General features: G+C 75.0%; 5 protein-coding genes. 2 read left to right on the top strand and 3 right to left on the bottom strand.

The window, feature by feature from the left end:
* The coding region (locus tag QM572_RS14280; RefSeq protein WP_415094230.1) for a hypothetical protein at nt 1–263 on the top strand (263 nt) is incomplete at its 5' end.
* A 38-nt stretch (nt 264–301) separates the two neighbouring features.
* On the opposite strand, the gene QM572_RS14275 is transcribed toward QM572_RS14280, so the two are convergent.
* Both QM572_RS14275 and hisC read right to left on the bottom strand, forming a co-directional pair.
* Nucleotides 302–931: a YitT family protein gene (locus QM572_RS14275; RefSeq protein ID WP_415094228.1), complete on the bottom strand. Its 630-nt coding sequence runs from the start codon at nt 929–931 to the stop codon at nt 302–304.
* Nucleotides 928–2,013: a histidinol-phosphate transaminase gene (gene hisC / locus QM572_RS14270; protein WP_415094226.1), complete on the bottom strand. Its 1,086-nt coding sequence runs from the start codon at nt 2,011–2,013 to the stop codon at nt 928–930. Before hisC ends, QM572_RS14275 begins: the two co-directional genes overlap by 4 nt.
* Nucleotides 2,014–2,113: 100 nt before the next feature.
* On the opposite strand from hisC, the gene QM572_RS14265 reads away from it, so the two are divergent.
* The gene (locus tag QM572_RS14265; RefSeq protein WP_415094224.1) at nt 2,114–2,620 is read left to right on the top strand and encodes an Lrp/AsnC family transcriptional regulator; all 507 of its coding nucleotides are present in this window, start codon (nt 2,114–2,116) and stop codon (nt 2,618–2,620) included.
* On the opposite strand, the gene QM572_RS14260 is transcribed toward QM572_RS14265, so the two are convergent.
* A partial coding sequence (locus tag QM572_RS14260; RefSeq protein ID WP_415094222.1) for a sensor histidine kinase occupies nt 2,617–3,426 on the bottom strand: 810 nt, incomplete at its 5' end. The genes QM572_RS14265 and QM572_RS14260 overlap by 4 nt on opposite strands.

The raw sequence follows: 3,426 nt of genomic DNA, 5'->3' as shown, positions 1-3,426 counted from the left end.
CCCAGGCCCGGCGGCCCCGGCCCGGGCTGCGCGGCTCGGCGCGCGTGGGCCACGTCCTGCATGCGCACGGGCGCCGGCACGACCCGGGGGTGCGGGTCGCGTTCCAGTGGCTCGTCAACGGCCGCCCGGTGGCGGGCGCCACCGGCCGGGCGTTCCGGCTGCGGCCGGCGTACCGCGGCAGGACCGTGCGGGTGCGCACGGTGGCGACCAAGCCCGGCTACGCGCCGGTCACGAGGTTCAGCCGCCGGCTCCGGGTGCGCTGACCCGGCTCACGTCTCCGCCTGCCGCGGCTGCCGCGGCGTCACAGCGCGGCGTAGCGTCCGGGCCGGTGGTTGAGCGCGATCACGGAGTTGAGCACGACCGCGCCGCCGGCCGAGATCAGCACCTGGGCGGGGGAGACGGCGACGAGCGAGCAGGCGATGACGGCGACGTCGAGCGCCATCTGGACGTAGCCCGCCCGCAGGCCCAGGCGCTCCTGCAGCAGGAGCGCGACGACGTTGAACCCGCCGAGGCTGGAGCGGTGCCGGAAGAGCACGAGCATGCCGATGCCGCAGAGCAGGTTGCCGACGACGGCGGCGTACCACCCGGCGAGACGGAGGTCCGGCAGCGCCGCCTCGTGCACGAGCGCGAAGACCGCGACGAGGGCGACGGACGCGATCGTGCGGAGCCCGAAGGTCACCCCCTTGGCCCGCACGGCGAGGACGATGAAGGGCAGGTTCACGGCCACGAAGACCGCGCCGAAGGGCACCGGCAGCAGGTAGCTCGCCAGCAGCGCGAGGCCCGCGGTGCCGCCGGTGACCAGGCCGCTGGCGTGGAGCAGGTGGAGGCCGAGCGCGGTGACGAGCGGCCCGGTCAGCAGGCCGAGCACGTCGTCGGCGACGGTGTGCCGCGGGACCGCGACCGGAGTGACGGGAGCCGCGGCGACCGTCATGCCGGCACCGCCACGACGGCCGGCGCCGCCGTGAGGATCGCGAGCGCACGGTCGTTGGAGGCCCGGTCGGCCAGCGTGATCCGGATGCCGTCGCCGGCGTAGCCGCGGACCAGCACGTCGGCGGCGTCGAAGGCGGCCAGCAGCTCCTCGCGGTGGTGGTCGCCGCAGCGCAGCCAGACGAAGTTGGCCTGCGAGTCCGGCGTCTCCCAGCCGAGCCGCCGCAGCTCGGCGGTCACCCGTGTGCGCTCGGCGACGACCTGGCCGACCCGCTCCCGCAGCTCCGCGGTCGCGGCCAGCGACGCGAGGCCCGCCGCCTGGGCCAGGTCGGTGACGGCGAAGGTGAGCATGGTGCGGCGGATCGCCTCGGCGATCGCCGGCGCCGCGACGGCGTACCCGAGGCGCAGGCCCGCCAGCCCGTGCGCCTTGGAGAAGGTGCGGACCAGGGCGACGTTGGGGTGGCGGCGCAGCAGGGCCGGGCCGTCGAAGCCGGAGCCGTCGTACTCGACGTAGGCCTCGTCGATCACCACCAGAACGTCGCGGGGCACCGCCGCCAGGAAGTGCTCCACCTCGGCCGTCGTGAGCGCGACACCGGTGGGGTTGTTGGGCGTGCACAGCAGCACCACACGGGTGCGCGGCGTGATCGCGGCGGCCATCGCGGGGAGGTCGTGGCGCTCCCCGTCCAGGGGTACGCCGACCGGCGTCGCCCCCGCGAGGCGGGCCAGGATCGGGTAGGCCTCGAAGGAGCGCCACGCGTGCACCACCTCGTCGCCGGGGTCGCAGATCGCCGCGAGGAGCTGCTGCAGGATGCCGTTGCTGCCCGGGCCGATGGCGACCTGCTCGACGTCGACGCCGACGTGCGCGGCGATGGCGTCGCGCAGCGCCAGCCCCTGCGGGTCCGGGTAGCGGTTGACCCGCTGCGAGGCCTCGGCGATCGCGGTCAGCACCGAGGGGAGCGGCGCGTGGTGGCTCTCGTTGGAGGCCAGCGCGGCGACGTCGGCGGACGTGGCGCGACGGCCGGCGACGTAGGCCGGCAGGTGCTCGAGCAGAGCACGCGGGGCGGGCAGGAGCGGCGTCGGGGTCATGGGGACGATGCTGATCCGTCCGTCAAAGCTGCACAACCTCGACCGATTCCGATGCGCAGAAATATGTCATTCACGGTGATCTGTGGTCAGAATGACAAGTATGACCGAGATCGATGCCCTCGACGCCCGGATCCTGCTGGCCCTCGACGACGAGCCGGACGCCGCCCTCCTCGCGCTCGCCAAGCGCCTCGGGGTCTCGCGCAACACGATTCACGCGCGGCTGCGCCGGATGGAGGAGGCCGGCCTCTTCCTCGGCTTCAGCCAGCGGGTCTCGCTGCCTACCCTCGGGCACCCGCTGACGGCGTTCATCTCCCTGCGGATCGACCAGTCCCTCGGCACCAGCGCCGAGGGGGCCCTGGGCGACATCCCCGAGGTGATCGAGGTCCACGCCACCACCGGCGACGCCGACCTCCTCGTCACCGTCGCCGCCCGCGGCGCCGACGACCTCTTCCGGATCACCAACGCCGTCGTCCGCATCCCCGGCGTGGAGCGCTCGAGCACCGCCGTCTCCCTGTCCCAGCCGCTGCCCCGGCGCACGCGCCCCCTCATCGAGCGCCTTGCCGGCAGCCAGGGCAGCCGGGGCAGCCGGGGCAGCCAGGGGCGCTAGGGCAGCTCGACCTCGGCGACGAGTCCTCCGCCGGTGCGGGGGGTGAGCGTGAGGGTGCCGTCGTGGGCCTTGACGATGCTGGCCGCGAGGGCGAGCCCGAGACCGACGCCGGCGTGGTCGGCGTCGCCGTCGTTGCGGCGCTCGGATCCGCGCTGGAACGGCTCGGTCAGCGTGGCCACGACGGCCGCGGGCAGCTCCTCGCCGGTGTTCTCCACCGCCAGGACCGCCGCCCTGCCCCGGTGGGTCACCGTCACCCGGACGCTGCTCGCCCCGCTCGCCTCGCCCGTGACGTTGTGCACGATCGCGTTGTGGACGAGGTTGGTGACCAGCTGCTGCAGCAGTGCCGCCGACCCCGTCGCGTACGCCGGGCGGCCGCTCGACTCGACCACGACCCCACGCTTCTCGGCCAGCGGAAGGAGCGTCTCGACGGCCTCCTCGGCCAGGAGCGACAGGTCGACCGGCTCGCGGGCGAAGGCGCGGTTGTCGGCGCGATGCAGGAGGAGCAGCGCCTCGGTCACCGCGACGCCGCGGGCGTTGACGTCCCCGAGCCGGGCGAGGAGCGCGTCGACGTCGCGAGCCGGATCCGCGCGGGCGAGGTCGAGCAGCGTCCGGGTGACGGCGAGCGGGGTGCGCAGCTCGTGTGACGCGTTGGCCGCGAAGCGCCGCTGCTCGGCGTCGTGGGCCTCCAGCCGGTCGAGCATCGCGTCGAAGGAGTCGGCGAGCTCGCGGAACTCGTCGTCGCGCCCGCGCAGCGCCACGCGGTCGGTGAGCGCGCCACCGCCGGCGGCGCGCGCGACCGCGGTGAT

This window comes from Nocardioides sp., from assembly GCF_047607365.1.
Lineage (GTDB): Bacteria > Actinomycetota > Actinomycetes > Propionibacteriales > Nocardioidaceae > Nocardioides.
The sequence above is the reverse complement of the archived record's forward strand: the minus strand, read 5'-3'. Positions and strand labels throughout refer to the sequence as shown.